Consider the following 12,175-nt stretch of genomic DNA (forward strand, 5'->3'; position numbering starts at 1 on the left):
GCACATGTACGGATGAATGTGGGAGGTGTTCGGATGAAGTCGATAATCAAGGTGTTTGGGCATCGCGTTTTACAATCTGGAGATGCGTCGACAGAGCGTGGTTGTCCACGATATATTGAAGCTCGGCGTCGTCGGAAATCTGATTTGCCCCGACGGTCCATTCCCCTGCACGTTTAAAACCCTCGGGGACGGTTTCCGGAACCTCACGAACCGTGTAGCCGGCACGGTCGTATGGGACGGCTCCGTGGACACCGGCGGGTCGCTTGCCTGTGCCGAACCATGCTTCGGGCTGATCTTCGGTGGAGGCAAAGCCATAGATGTTTGTGGTCAGTGTGCCAACAACCTGCTGAGAGCTGTTGCTGACAACCTCAAAGACAACACCACCCGCCGGCTGCTCCAGGCCGGATTGGTCGCTATTGCCGTAATCCTTGAATTTGGAAATCTCAAGGTCAAAAGCAATGGGGATATCGGAAATGCGAGATTCGATCTCGACCACGCCTGAATCGCCGAGCTGGTCGGCTCCAACGGTATAGGTCCAGCTGTCGTTGGATGGCAGGTAGCCCTCGGGGGCTTTTGATTCGTAGATGGTAAAGGTTCCTAAGGGGACATCGGCGAGGGTGGCCCGACCGCTTTCGTCGGTCGTGAGGATTTGCGCCCATCCAGGGGTTGATTGCGACACACACGTGAACTCTGCTCCTGCGAGTGAAGATCCCACCTGGGGGCCGGCATTCGTCGCGGCATCGAGTTTTACGATACGCAGGTTGATGGTGCCGGGCTGTTCATCAATGGCGACCTGTCCACCGTCATTCCCCGTGGTAAAGGCGATGCGATCACGACGGGGGACATAGCCGGCCGGCGCCTTCGTTTCAACTAGGTAGTATGCCGTGTTGGGCAGAAGTGTTGCTTGCGCCCGACCGTTGCTGTCCATCTGGACGGTGCCGACATGCGCGCCGCTGGCGCTCTCAAAAATATCGAATGTTGCCCCGTCAAACTGATAAGTATTGTTTCCGCTGGTAATGGCGGCGTTTGCAGACTGTTTTTTGAAGGAAACAGAGACCGCCGGCAGTACATAGAGCATGTCTTGACGTTTGCTGCCGCCCGATACGGCTCCTAGATAGCGCCGCGCGCGGTGCGGAGCGGCTTTGATGCTTCCTGATTTTGCGTTGTCGTGGAGCCACCGCGCAGCCGCCACGACTTCATTGTCGGCGGTAAAGTGCCCGCTCTTGGTTTTGCCCTGAGCGGTCGTGTAGGAATAGGTACCGTCGACATGGGTAGTGCCGTTGAGCATCCATACGGCAAGCTGGGTTGCGGCGCGGGCGCGATCGGGTGAAAGATGGTAACCGCCAAACGACGTGACGGTAGGATATCCGTGACAAACGATTGCCGCGAACTCGTCGTCGAGCCACACCCAGCCTTGATCAAAGTTGAGCCATGGGCCGCCCGGCTTGGTGGGGCCGGGGCGCTCCTGGTTCATGCAGTAGGCAATCGAGGCGTCTTGAGCTTCATACTTGCCGATGAAGAAGGGCCCACAATCATCGCTAATAGTGCGGAAGCCGAGTTGGTCGTAGCCATCGACGGCAAATGCGGCTCTCGGTGCCAGGCAGCCGAAAAGCAGGAAGAGGAGCAGGAGCAGCGGACCTGTTGCGATTGCGCTGTGGACAGAGTGCGTGGGTGTGTTGGACATGGCTGCTCCTTATCCCTCGTGCGCCGCATGGGGAGGCTGCGACGCGTAGGATGAGGCTACCCCCGAGGTTCATGCGGGTAAGTACCGGAGCCTGACCAAAAGCTTGCCCAATTCCTGACAAATTGAGCTCAAATACAACAATCAAGCAAAAGCGCAGGTAGAAGATAGGGAGAACAGGAGGTCAAAGGTCCTCATCTCCACAATTGACGCGATTTTCAAACGAATCTCCACAGCTAAAACAAGCATCGCCACCCTTGTATCGAACAAGACAACCGCGTTATACTAGCCAACACACAAGCGGGCATCGCCAAGTGGTAAGGCATCAGCTTCCCAAGCTGACACTCGCGGGTTCGAGTCCCGTTGCCCGCTCCAGTAAAAAGCACAAGCACGGCAGCGTTACGTTGCCGTGCTTTTTACTACCAAGCGCCGGGACTCGAACCCGCCAGGGTGCGAGCGTTAAGCAAACGCGAAGCGTTTGTAGCGAGCAGGCGAAGGCGCCGACAGGCGCCTGAAGCCGGTGCGTATTTGCGAAGCAAATGCGCGGACGTCCCCATGCTCGCTCCAATTCCAAAATGTTAGGTTAATGCCTGCTGCCCATACTTGCACCTGCGCACGGTACAATGGTTGGGTTACGACCAACGTGCCAATAACCAAAAAGGAGCCGCTATGATCGATCGCTATACCCGCCCGGAGATGGGACACATCTTCTCCCTCGAGAACAAGTACGCCATTTGGCAGGAAATCGAGGTTCTGGCCTGCGAGGCCCAGGCGGAGCTCGGCAAGATCGGTATTTCCAAAGACGAGGCCCAGTGGATCCGCGACCATGCCAACTTTGAGAAGGCGAAGGTCGATGAGATCGAGGAAGTCACGCGCCACGACGTCATTGCCTTCCTGACCAACATGAAGGAATACATCGATGCCGATGTTCCCGAGGGCGACCCCAAGCCCAGCCGCTGGGTTCACTATGGCATGACCAGCTCGGATCTGGGCGACACGGCCCTGTGCTACCAGCTCACCCAGGCCTGCGACCTGATCATCGAGGACGTCAAGAAGCTCGGCGAGATTTGCAAGCGTCGCGCCTTCGAGGAGCGCAACACGCTCTGCGCCGGCCGCACTCATGGCATCCATGCCGAGCCGATGACCTTTGGCATGAAGTTTGGCTCTTGGGCCTGGGAGCTCAAGCGCGATCTGGACCGTCTTGAGGATGCCCGCAAGAACGTTGCCTTTGGTGCCATCTCGGGCGCTGTCGGCACGTACAGCTCCATCGAGCCGTTTGTCGAGGAATATGTCTGCGAGCACCTGGGCCTGGTTCACGACCCGCTGTCCACGCAGGTTATTAGCCGCGATCATCACGCCTACCTCGCCGGCGTTCTCGCCACCACCGCGGCCACCTGTGAGCGCATCGCTACCGAGGTTCGCAATCTGCAGAAGACCGATACACTCGAGGCCGAGGAACCGTTCCGTAAGGGTCAAAAGGGCAGCTCCGCCATGCCGCACAAGCGCAACCCCATCACCATGGAGAAGGTCTGCGGCCTGTCGCGCGTCGTGAAGGCCAACGCGCAGGTTGCCTTCGACAACGTCGCCCTGTGGCACGAGCGTGACATTTCGCACTCCTCTGCCGAGCGCGTCGCCCAGGCCGACAGCTTCATCGCCCTCGACCACATGTTCCAGTGCCTCATTCGCGTTATCGACGGCCTGCAACTGTATCCCGCCCGCATGATGGCCAACCTCAATAAGACCCGCGGCCTCATCTTCTCTTCCAAGGTACTGCTCGCCCTCGTCGACACGGGCATCACCCGCGAGGACGCGTACGCCATTGTGCAGGAGAACGCTATGGCAACCTGGCACGAGGTACAGGATTGTGTCTCCGGCCCCACCTTTAAGGAGCGTCTCGAGGCCGACCCGCGCTGCACCGTCAGTCAGGAGAAGCTCGACGAGATCTTTGATCCGTGGGACTTCCTCACCCGTATCGACACGGTCTTTGATCGTCTGGAGCAGCTGAGCTTCGAGTAGGTTCGGGCATAACGTTAGCTTTTTAGGGCGCTTTGCTGGTAATGTGTGTTGCCGGCAAAGCGCCTCGTTGCATTTAGGGAAAGACGGGGATAATAGTCGTCTCGAATAACATTCTGAGAGGGGATCGCATGATTTCGTTTGATTACAAGCCTCAGGGCGTGTGTGCTCGCAATATTCACCTTGATCTTTCCGATGACGGCAACAAGGTGATGGGCGTTGAGTTTACCGGCGGCTGCGACGGCAATCTCAAGGCTATCTCCAAGCTGGTCGAGGGCGCTCCTGCCGATCGCGTAATCGAGGTTCTCGCCGGTAATACCTGCGGTATGAAAAAGACCTCCTGCGCCGACCAGCTTACACGCGCTATCGAGGCCGCTCGCACCGAGATCGCCTAATGGGTATCGCCGATCACATCAAGAACGGAATATCGCGTCGCGGCTTTGTACTCGGTGGGGCTGCCGCGGGCGCTGCCACGGTGCTTGCCGGATGCTCGAAAAAAACGGGCACCAGCGATGATGCCGCCGGCGAGCCGCAGGTTATCAAGGATGATTCCAAAATCATCTCGATTACGGATGAGTACGAGGCAGTCGACATCGATCTTGAGCCGGCGGCGTCGTGGACGCTGCCTCTGGGTACGCTGCTGTACTACTGCGACGGCGATTACGCCGCGGCAATGATGGCGCCCGCATCGGCACTGCACGCCAACACGCTCGGTGTGCTCAACCTGGGCGATGGCTCGCTTACCACATTAATCGAGGATCCTATCGAGGGCACGGGATATGCATTCTACGATGTCCGTGCCGGCGACGGCGTATTCGCGTGGGTTGAGATGAACTTTGCCAATTCATCGTGGAAGCTCTACGCTCAAAATCTGTCGGGCGCTTCGCTCTCTGGCGACGTGGTTGAGCTCGATCGAGGTGGCAAGGACTACGATCCGCCGCTGTTTACGGCGTTCGGGGCATCAGTCATCTGGTATAAAATGCCTTCGGCAGGCGGCAATAAAACGAGTAGTGATTCGTTTTGCTATCGTCGCTCGCTTGATGAATCCAAGGCCGAGGTAATTTGGAAATCGACGGGCCGCTTTGCATCGGCCCCGCGCGCGAGCGACGGCATTTTGACCATCTCGCCGCGTGTCCGCAACGACGAGGGCGTCTACTACGGCATAACGGCAATCGATCTGACCGACGGCAACAACACCAAACGTGCCCAGCTAGTCCTTCCCTCGTCAGTCTCGCCTTTCGAGGCCGTATATATGGGCGATACCTTCGTGTTTTCTATCGAGGCGGCCTATAGTGGCGTGGGCAGCCTGGGCAATATGGGCACATATATCGGTAATGAGGGAGGGCCGTACCTCTTCCTGTCCCGCGAGCCGCTCGCATGTGCGGCTGGCAAGAAGAATAAATACCTTGTTAAGGTACAGGCGTCGCATTTCCTGATCGACACCTCTGCCAAGACCTATGGCTCGCTGCTGTCGCCCGACCGCGCTTTGGAGTATGGCGATTATCCAGCTACGGCGGGAAAATCGGACTCATTCCTTACGTACGCCACGGTGCGCAACAGCCAGGGTATACCAGAGACGGTCACTGCACGTCTATTCTCTCTTTAAGCTTAGAGGGGTTAAAAAGGCGCCAACAGGGGAATAAACGCGTTGTAATTGTGAGTACCGCCCGCCGAGCTGCCGCGTCATAGCGGCATCCGGCGGGCTCAGGTGCGTTAAAATGGGCTTGTTCTTAGCTAATTGAGACAGGGGGGCCGTGTTATGGCTTCAGATGCAAAAAAGATTCTGCTGGTCGAGGATGAGAAGGCAATCCGTGACGCCGTCGCTGCCTATCTCGAGCGCGAAGGCTACTGGGTTGTGGGCGTCGGCGACGGCCAGTCCGCGATCGAGGAGTTCGAGAAGCATCAGTTCGACCTGGTCGTGCTCGACCTTATGCTCCCCAAGATTCCCGGCGAGCGCGTTTGCCGCACCATTCGCGATACCTCGGATGTCCCCATCATCATGCTGACGGCTAAGGGCGAGATTGAGGACCGTATTATCGGTCTTGAGCTCGGCGCCGACGACTATCTGATTAAGCCGTTCTCGCCGCGCGAGCTCGTCGCCCGCGTTCGCGCTCTGTTCCGCCGTGCCCATCAGGCCGACGAGCCCGCCGTCGAGGTACTCGACTTCGGCGATCTGGTCATCGATATCTCGGGCCACAAGATCTTGGTCGAGGGCAAGGAAGTCGATCTGACGGCTTCCGAGTTCAAGCTGCTCACCACGCTTGCCCGCCATCCCGGCCGTGTGTATAACCGCATGGAGCTGGTCGAGAAAGTGCTCGGGTATGACTTTGAGGGCTATGAGCGCACCATCGATAGCCACGTGAAGAATCTTCGCGCCAAGCTGGGCGATGATCCCAAGAAGCCCAAGTGGCTCTACACCGTCCATGGTGTCGGCTATCGCTTCGAGGCTCCGGCCAAGACCGATAAGTCGGACGAGAAATAGGGAAATCACATATGACACCTGCGCGCTTTGAAATCGGACAAAAGCACAAGCAGGAGAGCGAGGCGGGTTCCAAGGCTAGTTGGAACACGCCTCGTTCCGATTCACGGCCAACGATGAGCTATCCCTCGCGCATGGCACTTGCTTTTGCTCTGACATCGCTCATGACAGTATTGGTGCTGGTGGGCGTTGTCTCTGTTGTGTGGGGCACGGTCTTTTCGGATTACACACGCTCCAATATCGTCGAAATCGCAAATTCCGCTGCCGAGAAGTTGGCGACCTCATATGAGGAAAACGGCTCTTGGACCGCGGGAGAACTGCGCACGGTCGCAACGTCGAGTTTGGTTTCCGACGATCTGGGCATGCAGGTCGTCAATAAAAAGGGCGTGATCGTTTATGACGATTCCTGGCCCTCGGCAAGCGCCACCGCCGATGTACGCGAAAACCAGGCTACGACCGACGACACGAGCGGCAAGAGGGCATCGCATAGCCCGGTCTCGTCTGCTCCAACCGACTCCGATAGCGTTGCTAACGTCGAGATTGTAACGTCTTCCGGCGAGCATGTCGGACAGGTAAAGCTGTGGGCCATCGGCTCCGACGCTCTGCTCACCAAGGCGGACTCTGCGTTTAGGGAGAAGACCTTTAACGCCATGGCCCTCGCCGCGGTTGTTGCAATCTGCATTTCGGTCGTTATCGGATCGCTCGTGTCGCGCATGCTCACCAAGCCGATTCATCGCATCACCAGTACCGCAAAGCAAATCCGTGACGGCGACCTGTCGGCTCGCACGGGACTGCGCGGTGATGACGAGATCGATCAGCTGGGTGAGACCTTCGATGAGATGGCCACTTCGCTCGAGAAGGATATGAAACACGAGAAGCGCCTGACCTCAGACGTTGCACACGAGCTTCGCACGCCGCTTATGGCCATGCTCGCAACGGTCGAGGCCATGCAGGATGGCGTGTATCCCACCGACGATGAGCATTTGGAGACCGTTGCTTCCGAGACGCGTCGCCTGGCTCGTCTGGTGCAGCAGATGCTCGACCTATCGCGTATGGAAAACAGCACGGCTCCGCTCAATCTAGAACCGGTGGACATGGTTCCGTTCGTGCGATCGATTGTGAATGGCCAGGAGCGCCTGTTTGCCGACCGTGACCTGCGTTTGCGCTTTGCAGATGAGACGCAGGGCCACGATGACGTTGTCGAGGCAGATCCCGACATGATCACGCAATGTGTTATCAACCTCATGAGCAACGCCATGCGCTACACCCCCGAGGGCGGTTGGGTCGTGGTGTCGGTGCTCAGTGACCGCAGGCACGTCAGCATTGCCGTTTCTGATACCGGCATCGGTATTGCCAAGGACGATCTGTCGCGCATTTTCGGGCGGTTTTGGCGCGCCGATGCCAGCCGCGCCCGCGAAGCTGGCGGCCTGGGCGTCGGCCTCGCCGTGACCAAGCAGATTGTCGAGCGTCACCATGGCTACATATCCGTGGAGTCGGAGCTTGGAAAGGGTACGACTTTTACAATTCATCTGCCCCGCGAGCACACGGCAGACGCGGCATCTACTACAATGGAGCACTAGCTTTTCGCTATTCGGTGAAGGAGGGGCCGCGTCCCTGCCGCTCCGAGTTTGCGAAAATATGCGGGAAAGAACCCGCATTTCTGTCGTATTTAGGTAAGGAGTGACTCACGTGACAACGATGGAGCGTCGTCCGGATTCCCGTGGCAAGGTTCGTGATATTTACGATGCCGGTGAAAACCTGCTGATGGTCGCCACCGACCGCATTTCTGCGTTCGACTTCATTCTTCCCGACGAGATTCCGTTTAAGGGAGAGGTGCTCAATCGCATCTCGGCATTCTGGTTCGATAAGTTTGCCGACATCGTCCCCAACCATCTCGTTTCCATCGACCCGGCGGATTTCCCCGAGGAGTTTGCTGAGTATCGTGACTACCTCGCTGGCCGCGCCATGCTGGTTAAGAAGGCCCAGACGATTCCTATCGAGTGCATCGTCCGCGGCTATCTGACCGGTTCGGGCAAGAAGACCTACGACGAGAACGGCACCGTCTGCGGCATCCAGCTGCCTGAGGGCCTGACCGAGGCTTCCAAGCTTCCCGAGCCGTTGTTCACGCCGTCCACGAAGGCCGAGATCGGTGACCACGACGAGAACATCTCGTTCGAGCGTTGCTGCGAGATCGTGGGCGAGGACATCGCCACGCAGATTCGTGACCTTTCCCTCAAGATCTACAAGGCCGCTGCCGAGTACGCCGCGACCCGTGGCATCATCATTGCCGACACCAAGTTCGAGTTTGGTGTTATTGATGGCAAGGTCACGCTGATCGACGAGTGCCTCACGCCCGACTCCAGCCGTTTCTGGCCTGCTGCCAGCTACGAGGAGGGCAAGATCCAGCCTAGCTACGACAAGCAATTCGTCCGCAATTGGCTCAAGGCCAACTGGGATATGACGGGGGAGACCCCGCACCTGCCCGCCGAAGTCATCGATGGCACGTCCGAGCGCTATCGCGAGGCCTTCCAGATCATCACCGGCTCCCAGTTCACAAGCATGAAGGAGAACGCATAAGTGAGTACCCGTAGCGCCACGAACAAGCGCACGCAATCCCACGAAGTTACCGGGGTTGCGCGCAAGTCTGCCGCATCTGCTAAGCCCGCCCGCCAAGCAGCGAGCTCCGTTCGCATCGTGCCGGCTTCGTCTAAGGCACGCCGCAAAGAGCTCGAGAAGGGCGAGAACCTCGAGGGCCTCTCTAAAGAGGAGAAGCGCGCCCGCAAGGCCAAGCAGCGCGCCAAGGAGGACCGCATCTATACGGTGTCGAATATCCTCCTCAAGCAGGACGAGGACTACACCAAGCGCCGTCGCATCTGGTGGATTGTGCTCGCCATTGGCATGGTGCTCGTCGTGGCAATTTGGGCCTCGCTGTACTTCGCTCCCGCTGGCATGGTGTCCAGCCCTGTCCAGATGGTCGGCATCGTTTTGTCCTATGTCATCATCCTAGGTGACTTTATCTACGACTTCGCTCGTATTCGTCCCTTGCGCAACATGTACCGCGCGCAGGCCGAGGGCATGTCCGAGAACAAGCTCAACGCTCTTATTGAGCGCGCGGCTGCCGAGGAGGACCAGAAGGACTCCAAGAAGAAGTAGCGTTTGCATACATACTTATCGCTAAGATATAAGGCGCGTCGTTTTTGCGGCGCGCCTTTTTACTGTTCTATAGATAGATGGAGTGGCACATGATTCGAGCTGCCCTGACGGTCGAAGAGGCTCTGGAGGGCATGAAGGCCCTGGAGCCCAAGATTAAAAACTACGCGCGCCTGGTCGTCCGCAAGGGCGTAAACGTCAAGCCCGGCCAGGAGGTCGTCGTTCAGTCTCCGGTCGAGTGCGCGCCGTTTGCGCGCGTGGTGGTCGCGGAGGCCTATGCTGCCGCCGCCGGCCACGTGACGGTCATTTGGGCCGATGATGCCGTGACGAGGCTCACGTACGAGCATGTCGAGAAAAGCTATTTTGAGCAGACACCCGAGTGGAAGCGCATGCAGCTGGATTCCTTGGCCCAGGATGGTGCCTGCTTTGTCTTTATCGAAGGTGCGGATCCTGCGGCCCTCAAGGGCATCGATCCAGCCAAGCCGGCCGCGGCATCAAAGGCGAGGAATACGCAGTGCAAAGTTTTCCGCCGTGGACTGGATTACAACATCAATCCGTGGTGCATCGCCGGCGCTCCGGTCGTGGCTTGGGCGCACGAGGTGTTCCCAGGAGACGCCGATGAGGTTGCAATCTATAAACTATGGAATGCGATTCTGCACACCGCGCGCGCCGATGGCCAGGACCCGGAGAGCGACTGGGAACTCCATGACGCCGCATTCGAAAAGAACCTGCGTTTCCTGAACGACAATCGTTTCGACTACTTGCATTACACCGCGGCAAATGGAACCGATCTGACGATTGGCATGACGAAGGGTCACGAGTGGGCCGGCGGCAAGGGCAAGACGCCCGATGGACACCCCTTCTTCCCCAACATTCCCACCGAGGAAGTCTTCACCTCGCCCGATCGCATGCGCGCCGACGGTATCGTGTACTCGGCCATGCCGCTCATCCACCACGGCAATAAAGTCGAAGATTTTTGGATTAAGTTCGAGGGCGGCCGCGTGGTGGACTACGACGCCCGCGTGGGCAAGGCAACGCTTGCGAGCATTATTGACACCGATGAAGGTGCCGCTCATCTGGGCGAGGTCGCGCTCATTTCCAAGAACACTCCGATCCGCGAAAGCGGCGTTCTGTTCTATGACACGCTCTATGACGAGAACGCTAGCTGCCATCTCGCGCTAGGTGTCGGTTTCCCCGAATGCATCGAGGGTGGGTATGACATGTCCAAGGAGGAGCTCCTGGAGCATGGTGTTAACGTCTCGAGCACGCACGTCGATTTTATGATCGGCACGGACGACATCGATATTACGGGCATTACGCCTGATGGACGTGAAGTTGTGATTTTCCAGAACGGCCAATGGAGTTGGGAATAGTTCCAGACCGTGGTACAATGCCACCCGCGGGCCGTTAGCTCAGCTGGCAGAGCAGGGGACTTTTAATCCCAAGGTCCAGGGTTCGAACCCCTGACGGCCCACCCAAAGATTGTTGAGACGGTCAACTTCGGTTGGCCGTCTTTTTTGTCGCCCTTTCATGGGTTCGAACCCGTCGGGGCGCGGAGCTGAATAAACGCGCGAGCGTTTGCCAGCGCAGCGCGCAAGGCGCGAAAGCGCCGCAGCGGCCGCCTGCGAAGCAGGCTGAACCCCCGACGGCCCACCCAAAGAAAGGAAAACGAAATGAAAACAGACAGATACGGAATTAGCGGCAGCACATTAAAGATAATAGCGGCCATTTCGATGGTTCTCGATCATGTAAGCAGGATCGTCCTGACCAATGGAATCATGACTCACGCATCGTACAATCAGATATCAGACGAGCAGTGGGCGATTCTAAGCGAGGCTTCGGATGTGCTTCATGTTCTTGGCAGAATTGCATTTCCCTTATTTTGCTTTTTGATAGTTGAGGGATTTTTGCATACTCATGACATAAAGAAGTACCTGCGAAATATGCTTGTCTTCGCAATCATTGCGGAGCCCATATACGATTTCGTTCAAACCGGGCAACTATTCGACCTTCGGCAACAAAATGTTATGTGTGAGCTCCTGCTTTCCCTTGGTCTTTTTGATTATTCTGGAAAAGATACAAAGTCTTTCAAAATGGAAGAGGCACATCGCAGAATTTGCTCTGATTGTTTTGATAGCACTGGCAGCTGAATACACTAAACTAGATGGCGGCGTGTATGGCATTCTGCTTGTGGCTGCATTCTATTTATTCCACGACAGCAAGGCCAAGATGTTCTTTGCTGCAGTATGCGTAGTGCTCCTTTCGTCATGCCATATAGTTGGCGGCGGATTTGAGTTTGCTACAGCTAATGTATTTAATCCTGATGTTGCTGCCGCGGTCGTTTCGTTGCTGCTTATCAATCTTTATAATGGCAAGCGAGGGCTGAAGCTGAAATACTTCTTCTACGTTTTCTATCCGGCACATCTTGCTCTGCTTTATGGTGTCTCACTTATTGTTTTGAACTGTCTTTAATAACTCTCAAACAAGTCTCTGAAAGCAGAAACAAACTGACCCTAAGACTGCTTGTGATTTTCCGGAAGACCTGAGAGATGCGAGGATAGACAACGAGGGCTGCAGAAAGATGCTTCTCAGTTCTCTGGCGGATCGCACGTATCTGTATGAGGATCACTTCCGCACACTCATTAATAGCAGTGATAAACACGGCAGATCCTCAAAACATGGGACTGCGGAGGTCGAACGATGCTTCGACAGCATGAATGGCAGCGAGAAAGTGAGTTCGGAAACATCCTTTGGATGCTCCACCATAGAACAGAAAGCGATCGACTCCGGTTGATCGCTTTTTTGTTCAAGACTTTAGTCTGCTGGCCGCGCAGCGGCCAGCTTTAAACCAC

The 12,175-nt window shown here is 56.9% G+C and carries 11 protein-coding genes and 2 tRNA genes; 12 read left to right on the top strand and 1 reads right to left on the bottom strand.

Annotated features, from left to right (window positions below; genetic code table 11):
* Positions 1 to 46: 46 nt before the first annotated feature.
* The gene (locus tag DXC52_RS09085; protein ID WP_117746995.1) at positions 47 to 1,684 is read right to left on the bottom strand and encodes a collagen binding domain-containing protein; all 1,638 of its coding nucleotides are present in this window, start codon (positions 1,682 to 1,684) and stop codon (positions 47 to 49) included.
* Between the two features lie 297 nt (positions 1,685 to 1,981).
* Here DXC52_RS09085 and DXC52_RS09090 point away from each other — a divergent pair.
* From DXC52_RS09090 to DXC52_RS10355, 12 genes are all read left to right on the top strand, one after another.
* A tRNA-Gly gene (locus DXC52_RS09090) sits at positions 1,982 to 2,056 on the top strand.
* A gap of 294 nt (positions 2,057 to 2,350) precedes the next feature.
* A complete protein-coding gene (gene purB, locus DXC52_RS09095) occupies positions 2,351 to 3,697 on the top strand; it encodes an adenylosuccinate lyase (RefSeq protein WP_022093797.1) in 1,347 nt (448 codons plus the stop codon).
* A 128-nt stretch (positions 3,698 to 3,825) separates the two neighbouring features.
* Positions 3,826 to 4,089 (top strand): TIGR03905 family TSCPD domain-containing protein, encoded by a 264-nt coding sequence (locus DXC52_RS09100; RefSeq protein WP_006236206.1) that lies wholly within the window; start codon positions 3,826 to 3,828, stop codon positions 4,087 to 4,089.
* Entirely contained in the window at positions 4,089 to 5,300 is a 1,212-nt protein-coding gene (locus tag DXC52_RS09105; protein WP_035136485.1) for a twin-arginine translocation signal domain-containing protein, read from the top strand. Before DXC52_RS09100 ends, DXC52_RS09105 begins: the two co-directional genes overlap by 1 nt.
* A gap of 153 nt (positions 5,301 to 5,453) precedes the next feature.
* A complete protein-coding gene (locus DXC52_RS09110) occupies positions 5,454 to 6,176 on the top strand; it encodes a response regulator transcription factor (RefSeq protein WP_006236208.1) in 723 nt (240 codons plus the stop codon).
* 11 nt (positions 6,177 to 6,187) lie between these two features.
* Positions 6,188 to 7,753, top strand: coding sequence for an ATP-binding protein (locus DXC52_RS09115; RefSeq protein WP_035136482.1), 1,566 nt, complete (start codon positions 6,188 to 6,190; stop codon positions 7,751 to 7,753).
* A gap of 118 nt (positions 7,754 to 7,871) precedes the next feature.
* Positions 7,872 to 8,750 (top strand): phosphoribosylaminoimidazolesuccinocarboxamide synthase, encoded by an 879-nt coding sequence (locus tag DXC52_RS09120; RefSeq protein ID WP_035136481.1) that lies wholly within the window; start codon positions 7,872 to 7,874, stop codon positions 8,748 to 8,750.
* The gene (locus DXC52_RS09125; RefSeq protein WP_117746996.1) at positions 8,751 to 9,326 is read left to right on the top strand and encodes a hypothetical protein; all 576 of its coding nucleotides are present in this window, start codon (positions 8,751 to 8,753) and stop codon (positions 9,324 to 9,326) included.
* Between the two features lie 89 nt (positions 9,327 to 9,415).
* Positions 9,416 to 10,696, top strand: a complete 1,281-nt coding sequence (locus DXC52_RS09130; RefSeq protein ID WP_035136479.1) for an aminopeptidase — start codon at positions 9,416 to 9,418, stop codon at positions 10,694 to 10,696.
* 28 nt (positions 10,697 to 10,724) lie between these two features.
* Positions 10,725 to 10,797: transfer RNA gene (locus tag DXC52_RS09135), tRNA-Lys, on the top strand.
* A 199-nt stretch (positions 10,798 to 10,996) separates the two neighbouring features.
* Complete coding sequence (locus tag DXC52_RS10350; protein ID WP_199409507.1) at positions 10,997 to 11,473, top strand: TraX family protein; 477 nt, start codon at positions 10,997 to 10,999, stop codon at positions 11,471 to 11,473.
* Positions 11,355 to 11,795, top strand: a complete 441-nt coding sequence (locus DXC52_RS10355) for a TraX family protein (RefSeq protein ID WP_255413405.1) — start codon at positions 11,355 to 11,357, stop codon at positions 11,793 to 11,795. The genes DXC52_RS10350 and DXC52_RS10355 overlap by 119 nt, the downstream gene beginning before the upstream one ends.
* Positions 11,796 to 12,175: the final 380 nt, after the last annotated feature.

The sequence above is a fragment of the Collinsella sp. TF05-9AC genome (assembly GCF_003438495.1).
Classification (GTDB): domain Bacteria; phylum Actinomycetota; class Coriobacteriia; order Coriobacteriales; family Coriobacteriaceae; genus Collinsella.

Excerpts from the sequence above, each read along its gene's own strand:
- purB (WP_022093797.1), top strand. The coding sequence starts at position 2,351 with ATGATCGATCGCTATACCCGCCCGGAGATGGGACACATCTTCTCCCTC.
- DXC52_RS09115 (WP_035136482.1), top strand. The coding sequence starts at position 6,188 with ATGACACCTGCGCGCTTTGAAATCGGACAAAAGCACAAGCAGGAGAGC.
- DXC52_RS09110 (WP_006236208.1), top strand. The coding sequence starts at position 5,454 with ATGGCTTCAGATGCAAAAAAGATTCTGCTGGTCGAGGATGAGAAGGCA.
- DXC52_RS09100 (WP_006236206.1), top strand. The coding sequence starts at position 3,826 with ATGATTTCGTTTGATTACAAGCCTCAGGGCGTGTGTGCTCGCAATATT.
- DXC52_RS09130 (WP_035136479.1), top strand. The coding sequence starts at position 9,416 with ATGATTCGAGCTGCCCTGACGGTCGAAGAGGCTCTGGAGGGCATGAAG.
- DXC52_RS09085 (WP_117746995.1), bottom strand. The coding sequence starts at position 1,684 with ATGTCCAACACACCCACGCACTCTGTCCACAGCGCAATCGCAACAGGT.
- DXC52_RS10350 (WP_199409507.1), top strand. The coding sequence starts at position 10,997 with ATGAAAACAGACAGATACGGAATTAGCGGCAGCACATTAAAGATAATA.
- DXC52_RS09120 (WP_035136481.1), top strand. The coding sequence starts at position 7,872 with ATGGAGCGTCGTCCGGATTCCCGTGGCAAGGTTCGTGATATTTACGAT.
- DXC52_RS09105 (WP_035136485.1), top strand. The coding sequence starts at position 4,089 with ATGGGTATCGCCGATCACATCAAGAACGGAATATCGCGTCGCGGCTTT.